Raw genomic sequence first — 26,807 nt, forward strand, 5'->3', positions numbered from 1 at the left:
ATGGTCTTCCTTGACACTGAATTCACCAACCTCGAGGAACCCGCTCTGCTGAGCTTCTCGATGGTTTCGATCGACGGCTTCGAGATCTATGCAGAGCTTGATTTGGCGCTGGACCCGACAGGCCAGGCTAGGCTTGCTGCCTCCAGCGAGTTCACCCGCAAGACCGTGATTCCTCAGTTTGGCAGAGTGCCTCAATCGAAGTGTTCCGGCAGGGAGTTGGGCAATAAAGCTGGGCAGTGGTTGCTCGCACGAGCCGGTGGGGCTAGTGGAAAAATCACCTTGGCATACGACTACGAAGATGACTTTGCTCTTTTGCGCAGCGCGATGTTGGAGGCCAAGATTTGGGATCAAGTTCACACCGTTCTGGCGCCGGAAAACATCGACGACATCACCAGCTGCGTTGACGGTGTACGCGCCGCTGAAGCAAGTTGGCTTGAGTCCTTTTTGTATCGAGGAATTGAGCGCCATCATTCGTTGGCAGATGCATTGGCGCTGCGGGCAGCGTGGAGAGCCGTTAGTGGTGCGTGATGCTCAGCCAAGTATGCAAAATGCCCAGGGCAAAACGAACACACCGAGCATCACTGAAAGTTCTTCGTAGCGGTCACACTCGCCCAAGCGTGTCATGCCTCACCGCTTCCGAGGCGAAGCTACCCGCCATAGAAGCTCCATTTCCGCGTGACCGACTGGCTCCAGGATTGGGTTGGCGTCAAACTTTTCGCCAGTTGGGTCGACAAGCACAGCGTGGTCTCCCCTGAGCCAGACTTCCCGGATTTCACGCGCCGACCATTGACCGGTTTCCGACTGCCACGCCGGGAGCATGCAGACAAGCCCTTTGACCCGGGAGCAGTCAAGGTTTCGCAATGTCTCGACAAGGTCGAACTCCCACCCGATGCACAGCGTACGCACGAAGGTCTCGTCGGGTTCGTCGGGAGCAACATGCTCCACCGAGAGCAAGAACCATGGCGCATGAAGGTTGAGCGCCATCACGCGCCAGTACTGGGCGCCAGGTTCTTCAAATAGCAGTGGATATGAAAGCTCGTACTGAGGGAGAGAAACGAACATGGCGCTGTCGTGCCTGGCGCGGTGATGCGTCGGCAAAGTTTTGATGGTGGCAAATTTTTGATGCAGGCCTGCCGTATGCAAATTCTTGATATGGCGCTACCTGCGATACGGTGCGAAGCTGAGAGAGTTCAATGTCCAAATACCAATACAGCCGCCAAAACGAAGTCTTCTTGAAGAAGCTCAAGAGCCTGCGCGAGTCACGCCAGCTGCGCCAAGCCGACCTTGGCGACTTGCTGGGCCGTAGCCAGGGCTGGGTCAGCTACGTCGAGAGCGGCGCCACCACCCTAAACGTTATCGAGTTGCGCGAGTGGGTCGAAGCCCTGGACTACAGCTTCATGGAGTTTCTACAAGACCTGGACGATGAATTACGGTGGCTAAGCAGCGTCGGTTTGCGCACGCTGCCACGTAAGCGCGCTGGCGGTGCTGCGAACGGAGGGAGGGCTTCCGGTGAAAAATGAAACCGCCACTCAATGGTGATCCGAGGTCTTGGCCAAGAGGCGCTGGCCTATGCGTTCGACAAAGACATCGAGTGAGGATCCGCAGGCTTTGCACCATTGGAATAGCTCGACCACGTCCACGCGACGCAGTCCCGCCTCGCTGAGGTCGACGTCGCTTGGCTCGATGCCCACCTGTTCGGCAAGCGCGTGCCGGCTCAGTCCCATTTGCAGCCGGAGCTGCGCCAGTTCTGCAACAAAGGCGGCTTCGGCCGCCCGGAACTTCCAGTTCATCCGCTCCGGCGCTGCCGGTCACGCGAGCCCAGCCGAAGGTTCTCAAATGAGGCTATCTCATCGCGGACAGTAGCGAGGACCTTGTCGATCTCGGCGGCTGTGCCCTTGTTGCAGAACGATAGCGTCAGCAGCGTCAACGGGTGGACGCCCATTGTCTGGGCCAGCTGGGCAACCTTGTTGAGCGAAGGGCTTGCACCTTGGTTCTCGAGGCGACTGAGGTGGGTGCGGCCGGAGACCTCATAAAAGTCTTCTTGCGTTAGCCCGCGCTCGATCCGCACGGCGCGTAGCGCCTGGCCGAATTTGGGTGCTGCTGATTTGAGGCTCATTGCGGGTGGATTCCGGTCCGCATTGGCTCATTTCTCACCTTTAAGGACTACACCATATAAGGTGCGTTTTCATGGGGCTGGACCTACCTGACCCCATCTGAAACCTCTATCGGACAATTCCAGGCGCGACCACCACCAACCCGGCTAGCGAGCTTTGCGCCGGATCCGGCCGCTGCTACGGTAGCTCCTACGAAAGCTGTAGGCATCTTTCTGCCGATGTCGCTGACCAGCGCGACCGCCTGCAGTGCTGAACGGTCCGCTCGGCTGCCGGTCAGCGATGCCGCGGCGCGGCCGCAGGGGCTGGTTAAGGCCAAGGCGGCCGGCGCGACTTGCTGGACTGCGGTCACTGGCTTGACCTGACCGCACATGCTGGCCGCCATTAACCCTGGCGCCGGGTTGAACTCTTCCGGACGACGGCTGTGCAGCGCTTGTGTGAATTCAAGGAAACCGTGCGAAGACTGGTAACGGGCACATTGCCGAAGTTCAATTTTGGCGTTCCGAAGGGCCGAAACCGCCAGCTTGCTAAGCCAACCGCTCCGGAAGTGTGGCGGCTTGGGCACCCAGCACGGACAGCGCCACTCATCCATCGCCAGAATGCGAGCATCCCAACATGCAGTCGGCCAGTTGCGTCAACTAGCACCCGCCAGTCGCAACTGGTGCGGCGGCTGACGCTAGTCGCCATCCTGACCTGTTGGAGCCTCCATGGATCTCGGTGCTGTTCATTGGGGTCGATGCAGACCTACTCGTGGGGAGGGGGCTGCGGGCGCAACCACTCGTGGCCGCGGGTTACCTCCGATTTAGCCCTGCTCAATCGCATTCAACCGGAGTTAACCCAACCAAACCAGGCTGAAACCCCGTTTGGCCGGTCTCAGATCGCGTAGACTGTGTTCAGTTGCCGCCATTTTGGCGGCGCATTTCTGTTTGGATGCAGACATGGAAGACCGCTGGCTCTCTGTCGATGAAATCGCCGACTACCTCGGCGTAGCCAAAGACACCATCTATACCTGGGTGACCTCCAAAGGCATGCCGGGGCACAAGGTTGGGCGCTTCTGGAAGTTCAAGAAGGAAGACGTAGACGCCTGGGTGCGAGAGGGCGGTGCCGCTGCCAGCAGTGATGATTTTGATGACAAGGAGCCCCGCAATGCCTAAGCAGCGCTCCGCACAGGACAACAACGATATGAGCGACCTTGATCAAGCGGCCCAAGTGGCTGAGAGCGCACTCGAAGAGGGCAAGGTCTTTGACTACATTACCGGCAACCCGGTAAAGGACAGCGACAAGGAGCAAGTCCGCCAACGCATTGCCCGCGCCATCATCCATGAGTACGGCATTGCCGCAGAAGACATGGAGCCTGACTTCAAGGTCAAGGTGCTCGGCAAGAACCGCAAACTTGACATCGCCATCTTCAAGCCCGGCCAAGCGCATACGGTAGATAACCTCTACCGCGCCGTGGCGGTCGAGAAGGAGCCCAAAGTCGGCACCAAGGGTGCCTATCGAATGCGCGACCCGGAAGAGGCGCGCAAAGAGTTTGAGCTGCTGGAAACCGTGATGGCCGAAGTCGAAAGCTGCGACTACGGCTTGTGGACCAACGGCCTGGAGTTCTTCTTCTTCAAAAAGGAAGTCACCCGCTTCGACACCAAGTTCAAGCCGATCGGTGACTGGCCCTTGGGTGACGACACCTTCAGCGTTGAAGGCCGCTCCATGGGGCGCCTGCGCCGTGCCGATCCGGTTATGTTGCGCACGGCCTTCCGCCGCTGCCACAACTACATCCACGGCAACGAAGGCATGCCCAAAGACGCTGCCTTCTGGCAGTTCCTGTATCTCATCTTTTGCAAGATGTACGACGAGCAGCAGCCCAACGATGCCCGCCGTTTCTGGGTGGGTCCGTTCGAGCCGTTTGAACCAACTGGACGCGAGCAAATCCGCCTGCGCATCAAGCCTCTGTTTGAGGCGGTGAAGAAAAAGTACAGCGGGCTGTTCAAAGGCAACGAAGAGATCACCTTGTCCGATCGAGCCCTTGCCTTCATCGTGTCTGAACTTGCTCGTTACGACTTTGGTCGCACCGACGTGGACGCCAAGGGCACGGCCTACCAAGAAATCGTCGGCACCAACCTGCGGGGGGACCGCGGCCAGTACTTCACGCCGCGTGGCGCCATCAGCTTGGTGGTCAAGATGTTGGCGCCCAAAGAGCATGAGTGCGTACTGGATTCGTCTTGCGGCACGGGCGGCTTTTTGGTCGAGACCCTGAACTACCTGAACAAAGCCTTCCACGAAGAAAAGCGCATCAAAGCAGGCGACGAGAACACCGAAGAGTTCATCTCTATCCGTGATCGGCTGGCCAACTACGCCGCCAAGAACCTGTTTGGCGCCGACTTCGACCCTTTCCTGGTTCGTGCCGCGCAAATGAACGTGATGATGGCGGGCAATTCACTGGGTAGCCTCTACCACATGAACTCTTTGGAGTTTCCAGCAGGTCACCTGCCTGGCGTCCAAGCTGCCAAAGAGGCCATACCTCTCGGCACCATCGATGTCTTGATGACCAACCCACCATTCGGCTCAGACATCCCCGTTACCGAAAAGACCATCCTGGAGCAGTACGAACTAGCCCGCCGTTGGGAGCGGCAAGGTGATGGCTTTGTGATGACCAACGCCATCAAGCCTGCGGTATCACCCGAGGTGCTGTTCATCGAACGTTGTGTCAAATGGCTCAAGCCGGGCGGCCGTGCGGGCATCGTTTTGCCCGATGGCATCTTGGGCAATCCTGGTGATGAGTACATCCGCTATTGGATTCTTCGCCACTGCTGGGTGCTGGCCAGCATCGACCTGCCCGTGGAGTCCTTCATCGTCGAGGCCAATGTCAACATCTTGACCAGCTTGCTCTTCCTGAAGCGCAAGCCTGAAGAGGTGATCAAGGCAGAAGACCTGGGTCAAAAGAAGGACTACCCCGTCTTCATGGCTGTCGCCGAGAAGGTGGGCTTCGACCGCCGTGGCAATACGCTCTACAAGCGTCACCCTGACGGTGAAGAGATCCTGGTGGATGTCAGCCACGAAGAGAAGGTCCGCATTGGCGGCGGCCTGCAAGTGCGCACTCTGCACCGCAAGGAGCGCATCCTCGACGACGACCTGCCCGAAATCGCCAAGGCCTATGCCGAGTTCCGCGCCCAACATCCGGAGCCCAGCAAATGATCACGCGACTTGAAGCCACACGTTATCGCTGTTTCGAACGCCTGGGCGTCGATGTCGGCGACTTTCGCGTTCTTGTCGGTGCCAACGGCTCTGGCAAAACCACCTTGCTGGACCTTCCCGTTCTCTTGGGTGACTTGCTGCGTGCCAACAATGTCTCCGCGCCGTTCATGGAGCGTCGGCCTGAATTGCCGCCGCGTGCTGGCAGCCTGAACGAACTGGTGTTCGCCGGGCGCGGCAGCGACTTCTCGCTGGCTGTCGAAGCCCGCCTGCCCGAGGCTGTGCAATCAAAGGTGCTTGAAGGCTTGTTTGCCAGCAAACGCACGGAGCGCTCGCGCCAGGCCTTGCAGGAAGATCGCCGTCAATGGCCGACCCACATCCGCTACGAGATCGGCTTGCGCATCGGTGCTGATCAATCACTGCTGGTGGCCTACGAGTACCTCTTCCTCTTCCCGGAAGCTGATGGACCAGACCGCCGACAAGCGGGCTTTCACGGTGCAACGGCAGCGAGCAAGAAACTTTGGCACCTCACGCTCAAGCGTGAGATTGGCTACGAATCGGAATTCAAGCCAGAAACACCGCACGCCAAAGCCGTCAAGGTCGGCCTGCCCGAGACGCTGCTGGCCATGCCGCGCGTGCTGTTCGAGTCAGAGGCGGGCTATCCCGCTGCGCGGTGGCTGCACACCTTGCTGACTACCGATGCGGTGTTTCTTGAGCCCAACTGGTCGGCCATGCGTCAAGCTAGCCCACCGGGCCAGCCCAAAGTCATCACCGCCAACGGTCGCAACATCCCCTGGCTCGCACTGGAGCTTAAGCGCGAGGGAGCCCCCGACGGTGCGCCTGCGGACTACCGCAGTGAGCGCTATGCCGACTGGATTGCCCACGTGCAAACCGCACTGCCGCAGGTCATGGACATCGAAGTGCGTGAACGTGAGGACGACCACCACGCTTATTTCGTGGTCAGCTACAAGGGCGATTTCAAAGTGCCGTCCCCCGGATTGTCGGATGGCACCCTGCGCATCCTCACGCTGACGCTGCTGCCCTACCTCAGCAAGCAGCCGGCCATCTTGGTGACCGAGGAGCCAGAGAACGGGATCCATCCACGCGCGATCGAGGCGGTTTTGCAATCGCTGTCCTCCATGTACGACTGCCAGGTATGGGTGTCCTCGCATTCGCCGGTTGTCTTGGCACAAGCAAAGCTTGAGCATCTTGTCTGTGCTCGCCCGAGTGAGGGGGGCGGCGTGCAAATGGTTGGAGGCAAAGAGCACCCGCGACTTATGGAGTGGCGTGGCGAAATCGATTTGGGCAGCTTGTTTGCCGCTGGGGTGCTTGGATGATGAGCAAGCGACCTTGCGTGATTTTGGTGGCCGACAACATGATGGTCGGTGCGGTTAAAGGCTTCTTCAGCAACCCGCATTGGCACATGAAAATGGGCTGCTCTCCGTTTGACTTCGACCCAAGAATCGACTTGATTTGTGACTCTCTTGGGAATGACCAAGGTGTCTACACCCGAGCGCATGAACTGCTTCGCCCGTACATCGCGTCGCATGCCAAGGCCATCGTGATCTTGGACTGCGATTGGAACGGCGAGTACCGGAAGCAGCGGGCTGAGATTACCGCGCACATTTCAGGCAATCTCGCGGTGAACGGCTGGGAGCAAGGCAGGCACAGAGTGATTGCCATCGATCCTGAGCTGGAGAACTGGCTCTGGCAGGGTGACAACCCTAACGTTGCAAGTGCCCTTGGATACAAAGGCAACGGCTCACTGCGCGAATTGCTGAAACAAAAAGGTTTCTGGCCTGATGGGGCCGCCAAACCGACGGATCCCAAAGCGGCAGCGCTCTGGTTGCTCCGGCAGACTCGGCAGCCGTTGTCTTCGTCAGTTTACGAGCGGCTCTGCGCCAGGGTTGGCCTTGGCGCTTGTGTTGATCCGGCGTTTCTGGACCTCAGGAACGCATTGCTTGAGTGGTTCCCTGTATGAGCTTCGCAAGCTTCAAGAATGCACGAATTGTTCGGTCCGGCTGGCTTCAGGAAGGTGGTCGGCGACTGGATTGCAACCCGTACATGTCTGGCGCCCTAGAGGCCCGTGACACTCTCAAGCAGCTCAAAGCGCGCAAGGATGCATTGAGCACTTTGACTACGGGGCATACGGGGGGCATCTACAACGGCCCCGTGTTCGCACGTATCTGGGTTGATGACCCACTTTACGGTGTTCCGTTCCTCAGCAACAGCGGCATGCTCAATGCGGACCTCGCTAACTTGCCACTGTTGCAGCGGCGCTATGCGGAGTCCAAAAAGCTGGCTCATCTGGAGCTGAGCCCTGGCACCACCTTGATCACTTGCTCGGGGACGATTGGGCGGATGACCTATGTCCGCCCTGACATGGCGGGTATGTGGTCTTCACAGCACATCATGAAGGTCGTACCGGACCCAGAGTGTGTTCCGGCGGGCTACCTGTACGCCTACCTGTCCAGCCGCTATGGCGTGCCACTGGTAGTTTCGGGAACATATGGCGCGATCATCCAGCACATTGAGCCTGAGCACATCGCCGAACTGCCTGTGCCGAGGTTCGGGCCAGTCTTCGAGCAAGAGGTGGCGCAACTCATTGACGCGGCCGCAGCTGAGCGCGTTGCAGCATCCAAACATCGTCGAGCGGCGCTTGAGCTATTCCAGGCAAAGATTGGTTGGAGCCATCATTCTGACTCCATCGCTCGTGCCCCCATGGCATCAGCACTTCTCGGGCGAATGGATGCATTTCACTACTCACCGCGAGTCGAAACGGGTCGAGCCTCACTGGCCGCCAATTGCGGAATTCGGCTGGGTGATCAAGTGGAACGAGTTTTCGAGCCCAATCGAGGCTCACGTTTGAAGGTCACCGACCCGGCTTTCGGTGTGCCCTTCTTGTCGTCGTCGTCCGTGTTCGAGCTGAACCCCAGCGCGGAGTATTTGGTCTCGCGATCACTAACACCGCATCTGGAAGGGCTCTTGGTCTCGGATTGCGATGTCTTGATTCCTCGCAGTGGCCAATTGGGCGGGATCATTGGTCGTGCAGTGCTGCCCCTGCCCATGAACGTTGGCCAGGCTGGCAGTGAGCATCTGGTTCGCGTGCGGTGTCATTCGCCGCAAGATGCGGCGTACTTGTGGGCCGTTTTGGCATCCGAGGCTGGGTACTGGGCGCTGGTGGGTACGGCATTCGGATCGTCGATTCCCAGCCTCGATTCGTCGTTGATCAGCGGCCTCACGATTCCGTGGTTGTCCGATCTGGATCGCCAGGAGATTGGTGCATTGGCTGAAAAAGCAGTTGTGACGCAGAACAAGGGCAACGTACTGGAAGCAACAGCGGTTGCGTTGCTAGAAGAAAAAATTAGGAAGGAAAGCTGATGGCGAAAGTGATCCCAGTAGGCCAGCCGGTCAACGATGCAGAGCGCAGCGCCATCGCTTACCTGCGGGATCGCTTGCCGGATAGTTTCGTCTTGCTTCACAACTTCGAGATTGAGCGCCAAGGCGAGCGCTTCGAGATCGACATCGCATTGCTGACGCCGCACGCCCTTTACTTGATCGACGTGAAGGGCACGCGCGGCACCATCGATGTGTACGGCAACAGGTGGTACCCCGAGGGGCGCGCACCCTATCCATCGCCGCTCGGCAAGTTGCGCGGCCACGCCCGCACGGTGAAAGGTTTGGTGACCCAAGCCAATCCCGGTCGAAATGAGCTGGACGGTATCTATGTCGATGCGGCCATCCTGCTCACCGCGCCCGATGCACACCTGAACGACCGCGAGCAGCTGGATGCAGACCGGGTAGTGAAGCTGAAGGACGCAGAGCGCTACTTCAAAGATGCCACGCGCATTCCGACACGCTTCTCCAAGAACATCCTGCAGCAGCAGGCATTGATCCTGCATGCCTTGAAGGTGGTGAAGCCAGCTTCCGCCGTGCAGCGCTTTGGGCACTGGCAGGTGAAAGAAAAGCTCGGGGCAGCGGAGGCCTACACCGAGTTCCGTGCCGAGAACGTGTTCGCGGGTGGCACTGCCCGCCTGCGGGTGTACCAGGCTGACCCCTATCAACCGGAAGATGTGCGCAAGGCACAGGTCAACCGCATTGCCAATGCCTACCGGGCGCTATCCAAGCTGCCACTGCACCCTAACATCGTGGCTGCGCGGGACTTCTTCCCGACAGATGATGACAAGTCTTTCATCCTGATCCTGGACGATGCACCGGGTCAGGCGCTGACGGTGCATATGGCACGGGCTCAGTTGGCGCTGACGCTGGACCAAAAGTGGCGCGTGGCCAAAGACCTGCTGGCGGCCTTGGCCCACGCCCACCATCACGGCGTGGTGCATCGCAACCTCACGCCCGGTGCGATTTTGATTGGGCAGGATGGCACTACGCGCATCACCGACTTCGATTTCGCCAAGCCTGGCGTGGATCGCACCCGGACGATAGCGGCGGAGATTGTTGACCTGGTAGAGAAGGCCTATGTGGCGCCGGAGGCATTCCGTGAGCCAGGCGCTGCGTCAACGGCGTCAGACATTTTTTCCGCTGGCGTCATCCTCTATGAGCTGTTCACTGGGGAGCGTCCGTTTGCAGGTGAGCCTACCAAGGTGTGGGACCGAGCGGGCGAGTTTTTGAACAAGCCATCCGCGCTGCGGCCTGACCTGAACGAGACCTTTGACGATTGGCTGCAGAGCCTGTGCGCATTCGACGAACACACGCGCTTGACCGCCCCGGCTGCACTGGCGGCATTGAATGCTTTGTTGCAACCAGCACCCCAACCGCATTCCGGGCCAGTCGAAGCGCGGAAACCCGAACTGGTTGAAGCGGAGGAAGAAGCCCCAGCCGACTACTTGAACCTTGCAGCGGGCTACCGGCTGACCCACAAGTTCATTGTCGAGAAAAAGTTGGGTCGGGGCAGCTTTGGCGTGGTCTACAAGGTGATCGATACCTTGGGCGATGTGGCGCGCGCAGTAAAGCTCATCGTCAGCGACCGGCACTCGACTCTGGAGCGATTGAAGAAGGAGTACCGTCATCTGGTGCAAATTCCAGAGCACCCCCACGTGGTACGGGTTCTGGATGCAGATGTAATCCCTGGCCGCGACATTCCCTTCCTGGTGTTTGAGTACGTGGAAGGCTCCGACGTTGGCGACATGATCCAGGATCGCTTGCTGTCACCCGAGGACGCACTGGAGTTGGGCAAGCAGGTGATGGAAGGGCTGGTGCACCTGCATGCACACGGATTTCATCACTGCGACATCAAGCCGCGCAACCTGCTGTGGACCCAGAAGGGCGCCAAGATCATCGACTTCAATGTCTCGGTTCGAGCCGACGACAAGGAGTCACGCGGCGGCGGCTCGCGGCGCTATTTGCCGCCCGACTTCGATCCCGAGGTCATTCCTCACAATAACGAGCGCGCCGACCGTGATCTGTATGCCTTGGGCTTGACCCTGTATGAGGCACTGACCGCCCGCTACCCCTGGGATACGACCGAGCCGCCCATCAACAAGCCTGCGCCAGACCCGCGCGAACTATCGGGCTTCGCCGACCTCGCCCCAGAGTTGGTGACCGTGGTGTTGAAGGCCATTGCTCCCCGTCGGACCGAGCGTTATCACACCGCCATTGATTTCCGGGATGCGCTGGCCGAGGTGCGCCAAGCGCGGCGCGTTCAAACCATCAGCCTGACGGCTGTTGCGACGGCGGTCAGAAGTGGTCAAGCCGTTCTCGCCGAGTCGGCGTTGAACAGCAATGCCTTTGTTTCGCACCTGTTGACGCTCTACAGCCAGAGCCGTCGCAGTAACGCGGGCACACGGGGCATGGATGCGCTGGGCTTCTCTGCCTACGTGGATACGGCGCTTGATCGGGCCTTGTTGCCTGCGGTGCTGCAAGGCGAGTTCCGGTTGGTGCTGATCTCGGGCAATGCTGGTGATGGCAAGACAGCCTTCTTGCAGCGCTTGGAGAAAGAGGTTGAAGCCCGAGGCGGTTCTGCAAATCGCGACCTGCCCAATGGCAGCGAGCTGAGCTTGGCGGGCAAACGCTATCTGATCAACTATGACGGTAGCCAGGACGAGGGCAACAAAGACAACAACAAGGTTTTGCTGGATTTCCTGGCTCCGTTCAAAGGGCGCGACGCAAAGCTGTGGAAGCCGCAAGAGACCCGGCTGATCGCGATCAACGAAGGCCGTTTGGTGGACTTCCTCGCAACCCATGAGGGAGACTTTTCTGCATTGGCCGCACTGGTTCGGCGCGCGTTTTCGAGCGGCGAAGCTGAGTCTGGCGTGGCGGTGGTGAACCTGAACCTGCGAAGTGTCGTTGCCGACGCTGAAGGCGGTTCGATTCTGGAGCGCACGCTGCAAAGCATCGTGCAGCCCAAGAATTGGTCAGCTTGCGAACAGTGCGACTTGAAGAGCAGTTGCTACGCTTTGCACAACGCCCGCAGCTTCCAAGATGAGATTGCTGGGCCGCGCCTGCTGGAACGCCTCAAGACGCTTTACACCATGGCACACCTGCGCGGGCGTCTGCACATCACGATGCGCGATCTGCGCTCAGCGCTTTCCTTCATGTTGATCGGTAACCGCGACTGTGCCGAGATTCACGCGCTGTACGCGGCCGGAAAACATGATGAAGTAGCACGCAGCTTTTACTTCAACAGCTGGATGGGTGGTGGGCAAGTTACCTCAGACAGGTTGTTGACCTTGCTGAGCGGTCTTGATGTCGGCAAGCAAGAAGACCCGCGCTTCGATCGTGGGTTGGACTTTGTACAGCCGGATGACCGAGCCTTGTTCCGTTTTGAGCGCCGGGGGCAGTTCGCCTTCGAGGTGTTGAAGAGGTTGTTCGGGGATCTTCCGCGTGGGCTGTCAGATTCAACGGTGCATCAGCGGGCGCGCAAACACCGGGAGTACGTGGCCATGGCTCGCCGCAAGCACTTCTTTGAGCGGCGCGACACGAGCTGGGAAAAGATGCTGCCCTATCGTTCTGCTAAGCGCATGGTTGAGATCGTTCGCGGGGCAACGCCCATCGAACAACTCACCAGCGAAATCCTGCATGCGATCAACCGTGGCGAAGGGTTGCAGCGACCTGAGCGCCTGGGGGCCAGCCTGGCCTTGCAGTTGCGCCAGGTCGAGCACGGCACGGTCCGCAGTTACCGACTCTTCCCATTGGAGGGATTTGGGCTGCAGGTGCAAGACTTTGCGGCCAAGGCGCGCTTCGTTGAACACCTGCCAACGGGCCTGCTGCTGAAATTCGAGGGGCAAGGCGAAGGCGCAATCACCAGCGAGTTGATCATCAACTTGGATGTGTTCGAGATGTTGGTGCGCCTGAATGAAGGCTACCGACCGAGCGTCGAAGAGATGCAGGGCTTCTATCTCTGCCTGGGTGTCTTCAAGAACAGCCTCAACGCCCAGCCTTACCGAGAGATCCTGCTGACCACCACGGGCCACGACTTCTACCGCTTGGCGCGCCATGACGATGGTCGGGTAGAGATGCGATTGCTGCAGGGGCCGGCGACGGGAGCACGCCAAGAAGAAGCCGCTGAGAGCGGCGCCAGGGGGAACTGATGGCATTGCAGAAGAAGGACAGGGAGTTCCGACTCCCAAAGATCAGCTATCTCGACTTCAAAACCATCGAGATGGACCGGGTGCTCACGGGCCTGTTCGAGCGCCTGGAGCATGGCGGCTATCCGAGTGTCTTCCGCGACAAGCGTGAGTTGACCGTGGACAAGTTCGTCGATGACATCCTGGAAGCCAGTAACAAGTTCCTGGGCTTCACGCAGCACCGAGACATGGTGGAGCGTTGGGTGGAAACCCATTTGATGGACATCGTGAATCGTGGGAAGAAGAACGCGGCCGTGGCTGGCCCCCGCCCGCTGCATGGCTACACCTATCGCTTTCGCAACCCGAAGCATTCACGTGACTACGGCGCTGCCCAGCATCTCTATCAGATGCTCCATCACGCACGGCACCTTGCGGGCCACAAGGCCATCGAACACCTGAAGGGTTTCTTCTTCGATGGCTTTGACAAGGTCACGCGTGAGTTGAACGAAAAGGCGCTGACCGACATCGAGACGGCCACGCTGTTGCACTTCTTGTCTCAGCGGAAAGATACGGCTGATACGCGTGCTGGCGGCGACCGCTTCGCGCCGGTATGCATAGGCTCGGCCGACCTGATGGCCGAGGACGTTCAGCGGCTGCTGTTTTACAAGCCGTTCATGCCACGCTCGGTGATGGTGGAGTACCTGAAGGTGCTGCTGTCGTTCCACTTGGCGCTGTATCACCTGCGCCTGCTGAAGCTGCTGCCCGCCTGGCAGAAGTTGGAGGGTGCAAATTCGCTGTGCGCTGAATCGGCCTGCCCAATGAAGCCCCGCGAACAGCGTGAACCGCAGGGTGACTGCCCATACAAGCTGGGCTTGTATGTTGATCTGTCTGGCAGCGCGGATTCGGCAACGGCGACGCTGGCCGAGCGAAGTGCTGACGGGTACTACCGGCGCATTCCAAATTTTGTACGCGCCTACTTTGTGGCCAAGAAGCTGGACGAGTTTTCAGAGCATCTCGTAAGGCGCGGCAAGCTGATACGGCCCTTGAATTCGGTGTTCTCTGTGGGAGAGCTGTACGGGTTGCAGGGTGAACCCTTCGCGGAAGAGCGGGACAAGTTCTTTGGTGAACGCTTAGCCGGGCTTTTGGAATCTCTGGCGGAAGGCGATGCGGGCTTGGACTCGGAGGTCGAGGCCATTACCAAGATGGGGCTCTCGGATTTCGAGACTTACATTGAGATTCTGGTTGCCCTGCGCGGCGCCTTTCACCGCAAGTACATCATCGAGTCGCTGGACGCGACGATGCTGAAAAACAAGTCGGGTGCACTGCTCGCGCAAACCCGGGCGCGCCATGCGCCTCGGCGATTTGCGCTGGAAAGCCGCTTGCTGGAGGTACTTTTGCAGATTGCTGTGCTGCGACCCGGCGGTGACCAGGGCTACTTTACGGGTGAAATGCGGATCGATGACCTGCTGTCCTTTTTGCGTGAGCGCTACGGCATTTACATCGACCAATTGCCGCCCGGGGAGGGCTTCGGCACGCCGACCATCGATGAGCGCAAAGCGCTGCGGAGCAATGTGCAGGCCTTTACCGGACGCCTCCGCGAGATCGGTTTCTATCGAGACCTTTCAGATGCCTATGTGACACAAACCGTTGTGCCGCGCTACACGATTGCAGAACGAGCCGAGGGAGCGCGCACATGAGCCAAGGATTGCGTGAACTCACCAGTCAAGAGCTGAACGCCGCGCTGGAAACAGTCCTGCTGCCGAAGCTTTCCAAGCTCTTGGCGGCCCGCGGTCTCGGGCATTGCATGCGGGTCACGGACTTGGACCGTGAGCTGATGATTCGCTTGGCGGGCGGCCTTCGTGCTGCGGTTCCTTCTGCCAATGTTGTGGTGCTGGCAGATGACAGCCTCCGTGCGCTGGCGCCGGATTTGGCTGTTAGCAGTACCAAGCTGGTGGAACTTAGAAATCCGCTGCCGAACGAGGAGCTGCGGCCGCCACTGCTCGTGTTTGTGCCGAATGACATGCGGGCATCGGCGGAGGACTCCTTTGGGGTTGCAACGTTTGAAGAGGTGTCGATTGATCGGGCCTATGCAGAGCTAAATGCCCAGCTGGTTGCGCAGGTTCCAGCCAATCTGCGTGTTGCCGTCGAAGCTTGCCTAACTGAGCTGCGCCGAGGTGAGGGCCGATGGCGATATGCCGACGATGCCGCAGTTGCACGGTATCTGCTGACCTGCCAAGTCAATGATTTTGACCAGGATGCGATGGGCGCAGCGCTGTGCGAGTTGGCCTTGGTTCCTGACTTTGAGCTGTACAAGCAGGCAGAGCGCGCCCCCGCTCGGATGGCGCGCAATCGCGAGTGCGTTGAACGCATCACGTGGTCCACCAAGACAGAGCGCGTTCGCGCTCTGGAGCTGGGTTTGCTTGATCCCTTGTTCTGCAAGCAGCTGGGCGAGTTTTTTTCGCGGGTCGGCGTTGCGAATCCAAGGGAGTGGACGCAGCTGATCGTCCGCGACCGCGTGCATTGGCCTCTCGCGTTCAACAAGTGGCTTTTTGAGGATGGTGGCGTCAATCCGGACTCTATCTACATTGGTGATGTCGTCTTGCCAGATTTGCCTGTGGTGAAGGATGACAACGAAGACCCGCGCTTGGCTGAACTGATTGGGCACCGGGTGTTGCCCATCTCCAAGACTGGGCTGAAGAAGTTCAGCGTGTCGTTCCGCGTTGACCCTGTGCCGTCCAAGGTGGAGGGCCTGTCCCGCTTTGTGGCAGAGGTGGTTTCGCGCGACAACGGACCAACTGGGCTGCGCCGCCGCAAAGCGCCATGGGCCAAAGGTACGGATTCCGGGGTGATTGCGTTTTCGTCGATTGGCAAGATCGACTGGGAAGAGGGCTGGCATTTCGTTCGGGTGTACGCAGAAACGGAGGACGGTGACCGCATTCCACTCGCTGACGGCGAGGGCAATCCGGTGCGCTTCAACAGCGATGCAGCGGAAACGCATGCCAACGCCAACGAAAGCGATCTCTTCTATGTGGTGACCGATGAGGAGGTCGAGGTAGAGCCTCCTCAACGTGCGGTGCCGCGTGAGCCGAGTTTGATGCATGCCTTGCTGCGAGCACGCTTCGCTGCAGTGACTCAGGACCGAGACCCAAGTTCTGTTTCGATCACAGGCTGTGTGTGGGTGGAGCGGAGCAGCAAGACTGCGACCAGCGGTGAGACCCTAGAGATTCGGCTGGGCAAAGAAGGGAAAGCGAACGTCTTGGTGTCTGGTGTATTGGCCAGCCTTGAGCGTGCATTTCTTGATGATCCCGAGGGCCTCAACCGATTGAGGTTGTCGGTCAGCGCATCCGGTGTCGCTACGCGTTCGACGACATCCTTCAAATGGCCCACTTCTGACGAGGTGGAGCGTTTCAGAGAAACTCGGACGACGCTCTTTGGAGCCGTCCTTCAGGGCGACCAGCGCCTTATCATGCAAGCGAGTGACCTTCTGCAACTGCAGGAGCCCGTGCAAAACTACGCCGCTGCTTACTTGGCGTGGATCGACGCCGTGCTGGTCCGATCCAGCTCGACCGATGCGGCTGTGGCGCGCCAAGCAATGGATGAGCTGCGTTTCGCGCTGACCATCGATTCGGTGGCTTTGGTGATGGAAGACTATCAAGGCAGACGGCGAGACGCGGTGCTGCTGGGGCCAACGCATCCGCTGCGTGCAAACTGGCATGCCGCTTGGAGCCAGCTCGGACAAACCTGGATGGAGCGGAGTCGGGCGAGTAGTCGAGAGTTCGTGGTTCCGACACGGGACGCAGTGATCAAGCAGCTTGCGCCCGCAGCTTTTCCTCCAGTGCTGCCTTTCGGTGAGGAGTTGGGCCGCACGGCGATGGCCGTGGACAACATCAATCCGTTCTGGTCGCTGTATGCCGCGACCGATGAGAAAGACCCTCGGGGGTTGGTTGGGGAGGTGTGTGCCGCGCTAGGTCTGCAGGAGCCTGCCATTGGAGGCGCAACCATCGACAGTGCTTATCTGGCGGCGCGGGTCCAGCGCTATTTGATTCAGCACCCGTATGTTGAGACCCTGACCATCAACGCTTTCAACGCCGGGCGTGCTGGGGCCTTGGCTGAAGTTTTGTTGGCACTGCAACGGCATCCCCAGTTTGCTGATCTTCGGTACGACATCCGGCTGTTTGTACTTGATCCAGCGGCGCCATCGACTGGAGAGGCTTTGTTGGAACTCTTGGCGCCAGACTCGGGCACCAGTGCGAAGGAGGCCGACGCGTTTTCGACGCCGACAGACAGCCACTTGCACCCCAAGTTGCGATTGGCGATTCGGGCGATCAAGGAGTTCCGCGACGACCCGGACCTGCATGCTGCGCATCTGTCGTTTTTGTTTGATTTGTTCCCCGCTGAGGAAATTCGCGCTGTCGATGTTCGAGACTCGGATGACTCCTCCTTCGTTCACGGCCTGGTTCAGCCCTTTGAGGTGAGCTACCTGGAGGATGAACAGTCCATCACGTGGCTTCGTCGTCCGCTGCATGGCGCAGCGCAGCCGCTGGATGGGGCGGAAGCGCTGTCTGACTTGATGGGCGGTATCTCCCGCGCAGTGTCGGTTGCAGTGGCTACTGTCGCCCGCAGCCAATACCTGCCGCACGCGCGCCCCGTAGTGGCACTGAGCTTGTCAGCTGACGAGCGTGCGATGCTTCATCAGGTGCACGAAGTCAGCGATTGGGTGCTCACGATTGATCGGAATCTCGGCATTGAGTTCTTTGATCATCGGAGGCACTCGACGCGGCCGGATTATCTGATCGATCATTCTCCCGACATGGCCAATGCGATGAGTCATCGCTTGGCAATCACATCGCGCTCGGTCGCGGAGTTGGAGGCGCTGCTGGTGCCCATCCTGGGCGACTACGGTTTGCCAAATACTGGCCGCCATGCCCTTGTGATGCTGGATCAGTTGCGCTCACTGTCCGGCCGCCTGGCCCTAAAGTTATTGTCCTCGTCGTCGCAGCGAGCTGAAGCGATGGGTCTGGCGCTTTCTCGTTTGTTCCTTGAACATCAAGGTGTCTTTCAGAACCAAGTCGTGGTCCCGTTGGATGCACATTTGGAGCTGTACAAGGCACTCCGGCAGAACGCCGAAGAGATGGGTGACGAGGTCAATTTCCGTCGAACTGACCTGGCACTTTTTGATCTCGATCCGTCCAGCCGCGTGGTGACTTGCCGGTTGGTCGAGGTCAAGTGCTATAGCCAAGTTGGCGATGTGGCCGCCTACGCCCAACTGAAGGCATCGATTGCTGAGCAAATTGCGCAGACAGAACAAGTTATCGCTTACCACTTCGACCCGAAGCGCGCCGATATGGATCGTCCTGATCGGCCGATCAAGAATCGAGATCTTGCGGCACTTTTGGGTTTCTATTTGGATCGTTCGGAGCGGTACGGCGTCGTTTTGCCCGAGGCTGCTGAAGAAGCTCACTACTTCTTGCGGCGCCTGGATGAGCGCGCCTACACACTGAAGTTCACGCGAAGCGCCGTGGTTTTTGACTTCAGCAAGCCAGGAACTGAACCGGCTGAGCACGAGAGTGGGGTCGAGTATTACCGAATCGGCAGCGACCTAATTCGACAGCTGGTTGAGTCGGCTGTGACCGACACCGAGACCCTAGCCAGCTTGCAGGCCGTGAGGTCAGCAGATCCAGCCATGGAGGTCACGCAGGAACTGCTGCGGCGCAGAGAGTTGGCGCCGGCGGTCCCAACCTTCGAGACGGCCGCCTTCCTGAGCCCGCCTCGCGACCGAACGCTGGCTTGGGATGATCGCCCTCGCCCTACTTATCGTCCCGTCGAAGCTATTCCCGTAACTAAAGCGCGTGAACCAGAGCCCGACGTGTTGGTAGCGCCTATGGTGATTGCTACTGTTCAGTCGCCAATTGTCGAACAAGAACCGACAACGCCCGCCGCCGGTACACAGAAGGCGAGTCCGGCGCCGGAGGTGCGCGAAGCTTCAGCCGAGAACGTTGTTGATGTTGTACCGGCAATTCCGGCAGGCGTGGCAGCCGATAGTCGGGTTGCCTACGACATCATGCTCGGGGCGACGGGGGTAACGCCGCAGTACGGTCTATTGGGCGAAGTGTCCGGGCGCAAGGTTGCGCTGGACCTCAACCAGACCCACACCATCAGCTTGTTCGGTGTCCAGGGGGGCGGGAAGAGCTACACATTGGGAAGCGTTGCAGAGATGGCCTCGTTAGCCATACCTGGCATCAACTGCCTACCTGAACCGCTGTCCACGGTGATCTTTCATTACAGCCCGACCATGGACTACAAGCCCGAGTTCACTTCGATGGTGGGGGCAAACAGTGTGGACGACCAGGTTCGCGCGCTGAAAGAGGTCTACGGTGCGGAACCGAAGGCGCTTGCTGATGTCCTGCTTCTGGTGCCAGCGGACAAGATCGAGGAGCGGCAAGCAGAGTATCCAGGTATCGAGGTTCTGCCGTTGCAGTTCTCAGCATCTGAGCTGAAAGCGTCGCACTGGAAGTTCTTGATGGGCGCTGTAGGCAATCAGGCCACCTACATTCGGCAGATCATGCGCATCATGAAGTCGATGCGCGATGACATCAGCCTGGAGGGGCTGCGTGCAGGTATCGAGGCCTCATCGATTCCTGAACATCTCAAGGAACTGGCCCGTATGCGTCTGGAGTTGGCGGAGGAGTTCATCAACGACTCGATTTCGCTCACGGAAGTGGTGAAGCCGGGAAGGCTGATCATCGTAGATCTACGGGACGAATTCATCGAGAAGGACCAGGCGCTTGGATTGTTTGTGGTGCTCTTGCAGCTGTTTGCCGATGCGCGGATCGATGGGCGCAGCTTCAATAAATTGGTGGTGTTCGATGAGGCTCACAAGTACATCGAAAGCCCCGACTTGGTTGCGGGCCTCATCGAAGTGGTGCGGGAGATGCGCCACAAAGGCGTGAGCATCATGGTGGCGAGCCAAGACCCGCCGTCCGTACCGGTCAGTCTGATCGAGTTGTCCACCCAGATCATCATGCACAAATTCAACTCACCCGCATGGTTGAAGCACATCCAAAAAGCCAATGCCGCTCTAAGCAATCTGACTCCAGAGCGAATGGCTCTGCTGAAAGCCGGTGAGGCCTATGTATGGTCAAGCAAGGCCACTGATGATTCATTTTCTAAAGGGGCCGTCAAGCTTCGGTGCAGGCCCAGGGTTACACAGCACGGCGGTGCGACTCGAGTGGCGGTAAAGGAGTAACTGAATTCGTGAGTTGGCCGGACCAACATTACGACAGCGATGAAAATGGAGGGGCCGTGCGAATAGGTTGCTGGTCAGGCGGCGTCTGTCGCGAGGCCTGCCAGGTGTCGAGCTAGCCTACCCACGGTCGTTTCGAAGCGCTGCCGAGCGATGCCAGGGGCCCTACCTTCGTCCTCACTAAGGTCGCCCGTGAATCTGAGCGACGCGCACCGGTCTGCAGTTACGAAGTTCTCGAAGGAACGCACATAGCCTGGGGTATGAGCATAGTCCTCAAGCACTTGTCCAATGGTCTGCAGGTCTGACGCGACCTCCTCACCTATCCACCCTAAGCCATACGCGAGTTGGGCACGGGTTTCAAAGCCACTCAGCGGGCCGCACATTAAATTCCGCTGTTCCCCGTGAAGGTGTCGCGCAAATAACAATTGCAAGTGATTGTTCAAGAGCTCTACGCCAAGCACGATGCATGCACGGTCGGACTCGCCGCTAAGGTCTACCTCGATGGCTACAGCCTTCTGGGGCTGTGAAGAAGGGGGGGGCATGTTGTTTCTCCTTTTGTGTTTGATGTGCATTGGTAGTGGTGTTTTTCGGCATTGGCATCGACCCCGGGTTGCCAGACTTCCGTTGTAAAGATGGTTATTGAATGGTCCAACCACCACAACCGGCAAGCCATCGTTCGTTATCAAGTCCACCTCGCCGGCGTTTGCAGCCGTGATCGTGAAGAGGTTGCCAAAGTCTTGCTGCAGCTAGGTCCGACCATCAACGCGACCGCAATCCGATCTGAACCACGGCTACTTCGACCGAGCTTCCTCCCGAAGCAACCAAGCTAACGCTTCAGACCATCCGGCTGGGGTTAAAAGAACCTCCTCTGTGCCATTGCGGGTAGCGACCAGCCGACGACTCGCCCCCCGGGCCTCAACCTTCAACAAAGCTACAGCGTCCGTCAAAACCGCCTCCAAAGCACCCCGCATCGCTTTGGGCATGTAGTCTTGCTTTGGTAGCTGCCCCAGCTGCACTTCTGCATCTTGGCCTGGTCCAATTTTGAGCGCCTCCTCAAAAGAGAGCGGCATTCGTAATGTTTGGCGCTCCAGTACCTCCTGCAGCCCCTTAATGAGTCGTTCATTTCTGTCTGCTTCGGCCCTAAGCATGTCAATGCAAGCCCTCGTCTTTGCATCCAAACCCTCACATGGGTACTCCGGTTGGGCCTTCCCTGTCGCAGCACCAGATGTGCGGAAGGTTGCTCTGTGAGCTCCGCTCAATCGTTGCTCCAGGCGCACTCGTTCGTCGATGTAATCCCTAAAGAGACGGCTGTTCAGTATGGTCTGGTAGGCGGGGCCGCCAGACAGATCCATCGCAACCTTTGAGACACGTGAATAGTTCATCTCACCGCGGGCCAAGGCGATGGTGTTGCACGCGTCGTGGATGTGCTTGAGGTTTCGCTTGGCTTTCGGAGCCGCTTGATCGTTGAATCGAGCAAACAACTCGTCAACGGAATCAGGCCTGAATGAATCGTCGGCTGCATCCATTTCAGTGTTTTACCTCGCCACTAGAGTTCAGACGTTTCGTCGATATCGACGCTGAATCTTGGGAGCAAAGTAGCGTGGATGCCCATTCGATAAATGCTTCCTTATCCTCTCGAGAGCTATGTAGAGGTGCGCCGCTAGCCAAATGATCGTCAATGCTTGCTGAGCCAAATATTGAGCTGGCCACATTTGCAAACTTATGAGCTACAACGTATCGCGTCTTTTCATCCTGAATGTCAATTAATAAACGGCGAGAGCCACCAGAGCGCAACACTCGGTCCATAAACGCGGCACATCGCTCTTTTGACAAAGACGACGCATGATGAAGCCCGCCGCGGGCAACAGCCCCTTCTAGGATATTTTGGACTAAGGAAAATTCACCTGCCTTCTCAAGTCTGATATCAATCTCCACGGGCAATTTATCAGCATAGAGATGTTCGAGAGATGTAGCTCGATTCGTACTTTCTTGGGGGGAATTCTCGCGCCACACGGCTATTTTTGCCTTCGAATCTTCAAACATCCTCAGTCTATTTATCCACTCTAAGACTAGTGGCTCAAGCTTTACGTCAATATCTGCAACTGCTTCACTCAGTTCGGCAATTTGTCTCGCGAGCAACTCACGTTGTCGTTGACCCAGCTCTGGGGTGTCTGACCATGACAATTCTGATCTTTTTTCGATAAGCGTAGCCCGCTGCTTACCATGCAGCCTGAGTTCAAGCATTATCTCATTCAGTGCTTGACTTTGGTGAATGAGAAATGCAGGGCCTGTTGAGAAGAATCTACAGTTTCCGCATCCCCCTACTACAGGAACAAATGTCTCTTTTCCCGATGCGGCGTCGTCATCTAGGATCCCCCCTTCTTCACACCCTAGCCCTCCGACAGGACATATTCCACCAGGAACTGATTTCCAACTAGCAAAATCAGCCATTTGATCAGCAGGACGATATTTGGCCCACCGCACGTTAAATGACCACAATTCAGCCCTCTTCGAGAGCTCTTCCTTGCGATATTTCCAATCACCAACATCGGCTTGAAGGCCTGCCATAATTTCTTGCCGAGCAGTAGCCGTAAGAACCTTGTTGTAGTAGAGCGTCATTACAGCTGTTGCGTGACCAACAATAAACTCTTGCACTATTGCGACTGGAATGCCAAGTTCAATTAAACGCGAGATCCCGCTCACACGTAAAGCATGGATATCAAATATGGCGCTGCGGCCTTGATAGGCCGTATCGGAAGAATCTGGTCTTGTAATTGATATTATTTTGCCTTCCTCCGCATATCTCCGCTCCACTTCGACGCATATCGAATTGAATAGTCGAGTTAATTTTGCCTTCGAAACTGGCAAATATATATGAGTGAGTGCGTCGCCGTGCTTGTAAGATCGCTCAGACAAATCGGCAAAGAGCGGGCAGAAGCTTGGGATACTGCTCAGGTATCGCTCATGAATTTTCCCGCGCTCAGAGGCTGAGTCGACAAATGAAACCGGCGTTGGCATTGGCAAATACTTTTCTATCCATGAATTCTGCGCCCAGATAATCTGGTAGGGTCGAGAAATCCAAGAGCCAACATTCGGCTTATTTGCGGGATCAAGCGCGGGCATAGGCCACGGCACCTCATAACCCCTTTTGTTTTCCGGATTCCACATTGCAGTCTTGTTCGTATTGACGAATATTCCGACTGTTCCACCTTCCGCGCCGATCTCATCTCCCATGACTTGCAGAACGCCACTTGGTCGGCCATATAGTTCCTCCTGTGTCCTGCCATCGGAATACCTGAAATTCCTAAGCGGGTGCTCGTTGACGACCATAGCCGACACATTTTGGTTCCATCTCATGGAATCCATTAGCCCTCTGTCAAGCCATTGAACTTGCTTACCCCGAAATGGAAGGCATAGCAGAAGGGAAAGTGCGGCGCAGCGGGACGGACATTGCACCCTTTCCAGTGTTCCTGAAGCGGGGTTGAACCAATCAAACGTGTCTGGAAACGCGCTCATTGCCCACCTGTAGGTCGGCTTACCGCTTTCGTCAGCGTCCATAAGAATTTCAATGATCGCCTCGTGAATATCCGTTGGCAGCCTCTTTCTTTTTGTTTTACTCCGCTTGCCCTTCTCAAATGGCATTTCATGTGGTTCGAACGGGTTTGAAAAACCCTTCATTTTTTCGCTCGGGCTTATTTTCAGGTGGTTACTTACCAAAAGAAACGCCCGCGCTGCGGCATTCCAAGTTGGTCCAAGTGACCGAGTCTCGCCCGCGGTTGCGAAGTTTGAGTTAATCTCAAGATGCGCCTTAAATGATTCACTGTTGGACGGCCGTAATGGGTCATGCAGATCTCGTGGCATGACCTGTTCAGGTGATCGGAAGCCCCTCAATTTCACCCAGGGCAGTATTGCCCTAAGAGCGATGCGGCGGTCTGTTGGACCTACCTCCGAAGCCATCTCATAAACCCGGCAGAACTCGGCCCATACCTCGCCATATTCGGCCTCAAGGAGATCAGCATCATCCTTCGCAGTTCTGCTTATGGCCAACTGTTTTGACCTATTGAGATTGGCTAAAGGCCATCTCGGTAGGCTGGGGTTTAGTCGTTGATGTAGTTCAATTTGCGGCATGAAGACACGCTGCATATTTGACTTCGCCTTGATCCCATTCAGCCATTCGTGAGGATTGTTGGGGAGGTCCTCAATATTTTTTACTGAAGTGGAACAGAGTACTGACTGAAGAAGTTGCGTCGCCAATGGCGGAACCGCATCCCAATTCCAGGTTGGGTGAATCAGACGGCACGAAGAGACAAGATTGGTGTAGTGGGATGGAAGCAGAACGAAACCTTCTCGGACACACGAGACTAGAAAGAGATTGGCTGCATTTGAAAAGCCAAGGGCCCATTGAGCATCCTCAGGCGTTAACATTTTTGCGAATGGGAAATCTAGATCTTTGTAAACCCGAATGCATTGCCTATTGTTTTGGTGCGCCCAATTGAAATCGTGCTTAAAGTAGTTCCAGCTAAATTGACGTATCGTTCCTAATGCGCAAAGCATTGCTTCAACGGTTTGAAATGATTCAAGGGCTTTGGCGAAATCCGGCATTCCAAAATGGAGAAATGAGACATTCAGCCTGTGTACATTGTTCAATACCCCTCTACCGTTGATCATCGAATCACGCATCACTTCTATCAAGTAAGTTTCTCTCTCTGCATCCGTTTTTAGATTAGATTTCAGCCACTCCGATATTGGAAGCCAGCGTTTCTTTTTGAATGGCCCAATGAACTCTTGGCCGTCAAACGCACTCAGCCTGCTGGGCGTGAAGGTATTGCGAAAGGTCTTTGACTCTCGCATGAAATCACACAACGGAAGGATCTGCTGTTTTCGGCAGTGGTCGAGTCTTTCGGAAATACCCGCGCTTAAATTATCTAAGTACAAATTTCTCGCCAAATCCGCAAAATGCCTTGGCATTAAATCAGATTTGAGGACAACAATAGATGAGCCTGGATTCCAATAGATCGTCTTGCCAGACCAGAAGCCTTTTTCAGTTTTGAGTTCTCCTACATTTGGTGAGACGGTTGTGGGTAACTCCTCACACCCTTTTCTGACAGGTGCTTTCAACGTGATTCCACCCTGCCATCCCAATGCGCAGGAAACTTGATGCGCTTTGCCTCCGGCATTAACAAAAAGTCGGTAATGTGGTGGCCGCTTTGTGTGGTAGCTGCCTTTGCAATTGCAGTACGTACTTCGTTCTTGCTAAGGTGATAGTATTTCTCCGTGCTTTCTGACTTTGCATGTCGGAGAAGCAGCATCGTTTTTTCTATTGATAGGCCAAGTTGGTTAGCACAAAAGTAGCCAGCCAAGTGGCGTAAGGAATGTGGCCCAAGATCTGATCCAGCGAGGCCCAGCCGTCTCAATGCACGATTCCAAGCCTTTCTTAAGGCGGGAATCGTCATCGGGAGCCCGTAATCCTTTCGGTCGAGTTTGATGTACAGCCATGGGTGGTATGGCCAACGCCTAGGGCGCCCGTGAAAATGCTCCTCAACATACTCTTTGAACGTTGCCAAAAAATAGCGGCCGACGGGCGGAGCTATCCAGATTCCTTCGTGACCCCAATTGCTTGGGCTGATCGAGTCATCTGTATGAAAGGTCATGCCCTTGAACCCCGCACGCATTTGGCCATGGCAAACGTATTGGGTCCTTGGCGCTAGATTGACCAAGTCGGGGTAGCTTGTTTCAAGATCAGAGTTTTCCCACTGTGTGCGGAGGTACTCTGTCCTAGTCCCCCGGATCAGGCGGCCAGCACCGTTGGCCCACTCCCATTGGCCGACCTCAGGGTCGTCAAGCCGAACAAGCGCCTCGCCAGCCGGAGTAACGCCGTGCACGTCCTGCAGGAAGTGGTGCAGAGGCTCAGATTCACGCAGCCCAAGCCCAAAGAGCTCTAGCCATAGCAGCTTGTCCCGGCTGCTCTTGCTGCCCTCGACGAGTTCGACAAACAAGTCTGGCGGAAAACATTTCGGTATTTCTTTGCCCTTGACCGAGAGGCGGCGGTGATAGACGATGAGCTCGAGGTTGGATGACTTCTTTGTTTTAGTCTTGGCGGGAAACAGGTGAAGGAGCGGATCCCAGTTTTTTCGTCGAAGAAAATCGGAATACTGCTCCCAAGCCGTCATGAGACGTTGTTCGGTGCTTGTTAGTCGAGGACCCTTGTGGAAAGCTGATTGCCACTTATCCCAAGCTTCAAGCGCTGTAACGTAGCGCTTGAAAGACCTGTACTTGAGAGGTTTCCACCCAAGTGCGACCACCTCAGGAAATTCGCTCGTGCCTGTCCCGCACTTTTTTGCATTTAAGAAGTCGAGGACGAGCTGAGAACTTTGTGTTTCATCAAGGTCCACAGCCCGATGTTTTGCGACATAGAACGAGTACAAGTGAAGAACAGCTCGCAGGCGTTCGTTTAGCAACGACAAGCCCACACCTCTGCGGATCATGTCGAAGACCCAATGGTTGACAACGAAGCTAGCCCGTCCGTCCAGGAAGGCCAACGGGAACTTCACATGCGGAAGTTCCTTTAGATACACATAGACAATTCGCCATGCATTAACATTCATATTGGCGTCTGACTGAACCTGAGCGCGGCCCATGTGACAACCGTGCGGAACATGACCCGCTTGTGCACTTTGGACCGAACGCGGGTCATTGGAATAGTGAAGTTCCAAACAGTTTTGCGCAGACGTGGATCACATGCAA

General features: G+C 57.1%; 17 protein-coding genes. 11 read left to right on the forward strand and 6 right to left on the reverse strand.

What is annotated here, in order from left to right:
• Complete coding sequence (locus WG899_RS04320; RefSeq protein ID WP_339594392.1) at positions 1–528, forward strand: hypothetical protein; 528 nt, start codon at positions 1–3, stop codon at positions 526–528.
• A 99-nt stretch (positions 529–627) separates the two neighbouring features.
• Here the strand turns inward: WG899_RS04320 and WG899_RS04325 are convergent, their stop codons facing one another.
• On the reverse strand, positions 628–1,143 hold the full coding sequence (locus WG899_RS04325) for a hypothetical protein (protein WP_339594393.1): 516 nt from the start codon (positions 1,141–1,143) through the stop codon (positions 628–630).
• 50 nt (positions 1,144–1,193) lie between these two features.
• Between WG899_RS04325 and WG899_RS04330 the strand changes: the two genes are divergently transcribed.
• Positions 1,194–1,520 (forward strand): helix-turn-helix domain-containing protein, encoded by a 327-nt coding sequence (locus WG899_RS04330; protein WP_339594394.1) that lies wholly within the window; start codon positions 1,194–1,196, stop codon positions 1,518–1,520.
• Positions 1,521–1,529: 9 nt separating this feature from the next.
• Here WG899_RS04330 and WG899_RS04335 read toward each other — a convergent pair whose 3' ends face one another.
• Together WG899_RS04335 and WG899_RS04340 are read right to left on the reverse strand one after the other, a co-directional pair.
• Complete coding sequence (locus tag WG899_RS04335; RefSeq protein ID WP_339594395.1) at positions 1,530–1,790, reverse strand: helix-turn-helix domain-containing protein; 261 nt, start codon at positions 1,788–1,790, stop codon at positions 1,530–1,532.
• Positions 1,787–2,116 carry a helix-turn-helix domain-containing protein gene (locus WG899_RS04340; RefSeq protein ID WP_339594396.1) on the reverse strand — a complete coding sequence of 110 codons (330 nt, stop codon included), beginning with the start codon at positions 2,114–2,116 and terminating at the stop codon, positions 1,787–1,789. Before WG899_RS04340 ends, WG899_RS04335 begins: the two co-directional genes overlap by 4 nt.
• A 216-nt stretch (positions 2,117–2,332) precedes the next feature.
• On the opposite strand from WG899_RS04340, the gene WG899_RS04345 reads away from it, so the two are divergent.
• The 9 genes from WG899_RS04345 (at position 2,333) to mads8 (ending at position 20,066) form a co-directional block, all read left to right on the forward strand.
• Complete coding sequence (locus WG899_RS04345; protein WP_339594397.1) at positions 2,333–2,476, forward strand: hypothetical protein; 144 nt, start codon at positions 2,333–2,335, stop codon at positions 2,474–2,476.
• A gap of 573 nt (positions 2,477–3,049) precedes the next feature.
• Positions 3,050–3,265 (forward strand): methylation-associated defense system helix-turn-helix domain-containing protein MAD1, encoded by a 216-nt coding sequence (gene mads1 / locus WG899_RS04350; protein ID WP_339594398.1) that lies wholly within the window; start codon positions 3,050–3,052, stop codon positions 3,263–3,265.
• Entirely contained in the window at positions 3,258–5,300 is a 2,043-nt protein-coding gene (mads2, locus tag WG899_RS04355) for a methylation-associated defense system DNA methyltransferase MAD2 (RefSeq protein WP_339594399.1), read from the forward strand. The genes mads1 and mads2 overlap by 8 nt, the downstream gene beginning before the upstream one ends.
• Positions 5,297–6,634: a methylation-associated defense system AAA family ATPase MAD3 gene (gene mads3 / locus WG899_RS04360; protein WP_339594400.1), complete on the forward strand. Its 1,338-nt coding sequence runs from the start codon at positions 5,297–5,299 to the stop codon at positions 6,632–6,634. The genes mads2 and mads3 overlap by 4 nt, the downstream gene beginning before the upstream one ends.
• On the forward strand, positions 6,634–7,278 hold the full coding sequence (gene mads4 / locus WG899_RS04365) for a methylation-associated defense system protein MAD4 (RefSeq protein WP_339594401.1): 645 nt from the start codon (positions 6,634–6,636) through the stop codon (positions 7,276–7,278). Before mads3 ends, mads4 begins: the two co-directional genes overlap by 1 nt.
• Positions 7,275–8,678 carry a methylation-associated defense system restriction endonuclease subunit S MAD5 gene (gene mads5 / locus WG899_RS04370; protein WP_339594402.1) on the forward strand — a complete coding sequence of 468 codons (1,404 nt, stop codon included), beginning with the start codon at positions 7,275–7,277 and terminating at the stop codon, positions 8,676–8,678. Before mads4 ends, mads5 begins: the two co-directional genes overlap by 4 nt.
• Positions 8,678–12,844 carry a methylation-associated defense system protein kinase MAD6 gene (gene mads6, locus WG899_RS04375; protein ID WP_339594403.1) on the forward strand — a complete coding sequence of 1,389 codons (4,167 nt, stop codon included), beginning with the start codon at positions 8,678–8,680 and terminating at the stop codon, positions 12,842–12,844. The genes mads5 and mads6 overlap by 1 nt, the downstream gene beginning before the upstream one ends.
• On the forward strand, positions 12,844–14,517 hold the full coding sequence (gene mads7 / locus WG899_RS04380) for a methylation-associated defense system protein MAD7 (RefSeq protein ID WP_339594404.1): 1,674 nt from the start codon (positions 12,844–12,846) through the stop codon (positions 14,515–14,517). Before mads6 ends, mads7 begins: the two co-directional genes overlap by 1 nt.
• A complete protein-coding gene (gene mads8 / locus WG899_RS04385; RefSeq protein WP_339594405.1) occupies positions 14,514–20,066 on the forward strand; it encodes a methylation-associated defense system ATP-binding protein MAD8 in 5,553 nt (1,850 codons plus the stop codon). Before mads7 ends, mads8 begins: the two co-directional genes overlap by 4 nt.
• 788 nt (positions 20,067–20,854) lie before the next feature.
• Here the strand turns inward: mads8 and WG899_RS04390 are convergent.
• From WG899_RS04390 to WG899_RS04400, 3 genes are read right to left on the reverse strand one after another with little or no spacing between them, the layout of a single operon-like run.
• Positions 20,855–21,589 carry a hypothetical protein gene (locus WG899_RS04390; protein WP_339594406.1) on the reverse strand — a complete coding sequence of 245 codons (735 nt, stop codon included), beginning with the start codon at positions 21,587–21,589 and terminating at the stop codon, positions 20,855–20,857.
• A 1-nt stretch (position 21,590) separates the two neighbouring features.
• Positions 21,591–25,181 carry a VPA1269 family protein gene (locus WG899_RS04395; RefSeq protein ID WP_339594407.1) on the reverse strand — a complete coding sequence of 1,197 codons (3,591 nt, stop codon included), beginning with the start codon at positions 25,179–25,181 and terminating at the stop codon, positions 21,591–21,593.
• Positions 25,178–26,668, reverse strand: coding sequence for a tyrosine-type recombinase/integrase (locus WG899_RS04400; RefSeq protein ID WP_339594408.1), 1,491 nt, complete (start codon positions 26,666–26,668; stop codon positions 25,178–25,180). The genes WG899_RS04395 and WG899_RS04400 overlap by 4 nt, the downstream gene beginning before the upstream one ends.
• Positions 26,669–26,807: the final 139 nt, after the last annotated feature.

It is taken from the genome of Paucibacter hankyongi, from assembly GCF_037482915.1.
Taxonomy (GTDB): domain Bacteria; phylum Pseudomonadota; class Gammaproteobacteria; order Burkholderiales; family Burkholderiaceae_C; genus Paucibacter_A; species Paucibacter_A hankyongi.

What these genes read in the sequence shown, in the direction of transcription:
- WG899_RS04335 (WP_339594395.1), bottom strand. Translation starts at nt 1,790, where the DNA reads ATGAACTGGAAGTTCCGGGCGGCCGAAGCCGCCTTTGTTGCAGAACTG.
- WG899_RS04320 (WP_339594392.1), top strand. Translation starts at nt 1, where the DNA reads ATGGTCTTCCTTGACACTGAATTCACCAACCTCGAGGAACCCGCTCTG.
- mads5 (WP_339594402.1), top strand. Translation starts at nt 7,275, where the DNA reads ATGAGCTTCGCAAGCTTCAAGAATGCACGAATTGTTCGGTCCGGCTGG.
- mads3 (WP_339594400.1), top strand. Translation starts at nt 5,297, where the DNA reads ATGATCACGCGACTTGAAGCCACACGTTATCGCTGTTTCGAACGCCTG.
- WG899_RS04340 (WP_339594396.1), bottom strand. Translation starts at nt 2,116, where the DNA reads ATGAGCCTCAAATCAGCAGCACCCAAATTCGGCCAGGCGCTACGCGCC.
- WG899_RS04400 (WP_339594408.1), bottom strand. Translation starts at nt 26,668, where the DNA reads ATGAATGTTAATGCATGGCGAATTGTCTATGTGTATCTAAAGGAACTT.
- WG899_RS04330 (WP_339594394.1), top strand. Translation starts at nt 1,194, where the DNA reads ATGTCCAAATACCAATACAGCCGCCAAAACGAAGTCTTCTTGAAGAAG.
- mads7 (WP_339594404.1), top strand. Translation starts at nt 12,844, where the DNA reads ATGGCATTGCAGAAGAAGGACAGGGAGTTCCGACTCCCAAAGATCAGC.
- WG899_RS04345 (WP_339594397.1), top strand. Translation starts at nt 2,333, where the DNA reads ATGTCGCTGACCAGCGCGACCGCCTGCAGTGCTGAACGGTCCGCTCGG.
- mads8 (WP_339594405.1), top strand. Translation starts at nt 14,514, where the DNA reads ATGAGCCAAGGATTGCGTGAACTCACCAGTCAAGAGCTGAACGCCGCG.
- mads4 (WP_339594401.1), top strand. Translation starts at nt 6,634, where the DNA reads ATGAGCAAGCGACCTTGCGTGATTTTGGTGGCCGACAACATGATGGTC.
- mads6 (WP_339594403.1), top strand. Translation starts at nt 8,678, where the DNA reads ATGGCGAAAGTGATCCCAGTAGGCCAGCCGGTCAACGATGCAGAGCGC.
- WG899_RS04390 (WP_339594406.1), bottom strand. Translation starts at nt 21,589, where the DNA reads ATGGATGCAGCCGACGATTCATTCAGGCCTGATTCCGTTGACGAGTTG.
- mads2 (WP_339594399.1), top strand. Translation starts at nt 3,258, where the DNA reads ATGCCTAAGCAGCGCTCCGCACAGGACAACAACGATATGAGCGACCTT.
- mads1 (WP_339594398.1), top strand. Translation starts at nt 3,050, where the DNA reads ATGGAAGACCGCTGGCTCTCTGTCGATGAAATCGCCGACTACCTCGGC.